The following is a 555-nucleotide window of genomic DNA, read 5'->3' as shown; positions in this document are numbered from 1 at the left end:
TAACCTCAGCTTCGTTTAAAAATAGCGATATCACAATCCCGTAAATTCAAGCTCGGTTTTTTAGGTTGGAATGTATAAGCTATTAAGCCAGCGACGATTTCCAATAAAAAACCGAGCTGACTACGGTGTCTTGAATGCGCTATCTGAGAAATATTTTTGAGCTGATCCACGACCGTTTCTATCAAAAATCGCTTTCTTAACATCAGCTTATCCCAGAGAGATAACGCTTTTGCCTTCATGTTACTACGGACATGAGTGATTAACGTTATTCCTTCTGCTTCCAGTTCATCGCACAAGGCCTGTGACAAATACCCTTTATCGCCATACAAACACCCTGTTAACCCTTGTACCCGTGCTTTGACGGGATGACGATCATCTTTATTTCCTGAGGTCAGCTTAACCGCTAAAAGTTCACCACAATCATTGATAACCAAATGAAGTTTAAAGCCATAAAACCAGCCTGTACTCGTTTTCCCTCGCTGTGCGACGCCCTCAAATACGCGATGACGGGGAATACGGAGGTTGTGACAAACAGCAATTTTGGTTGAATCAATA

Annotated in this window: 1 protein-coding gene; it reads right to left on the bottom strand. The window is 42.0% G+C overall.

Annotated elements, in window-relative coordinates; translation table 11 throughout:
* Positions 1-5: 5 nt before the first annotated feature.
* A partial coding sequence (locus tag NXS07_RS20700; protein WP_258087598.1) for an IS982 family transposase occupies positions 6-555 on the bottom strand: 550 nt, incomplete at its 5' end.

Source organism: Xenorhabdus bovienii, assembly GCF_024721015.1.
Taxonomy (GTDB): Bacteria; Pseudomonadota; Gammaproteobacteria; order Enterobacterales; family Enterobacteriaceae; genus Xenorhabdus; species Xenorhabdus bovienii.
This window is presented reverse-complemented; position numbering and strand designations above follow the sequence as displayed.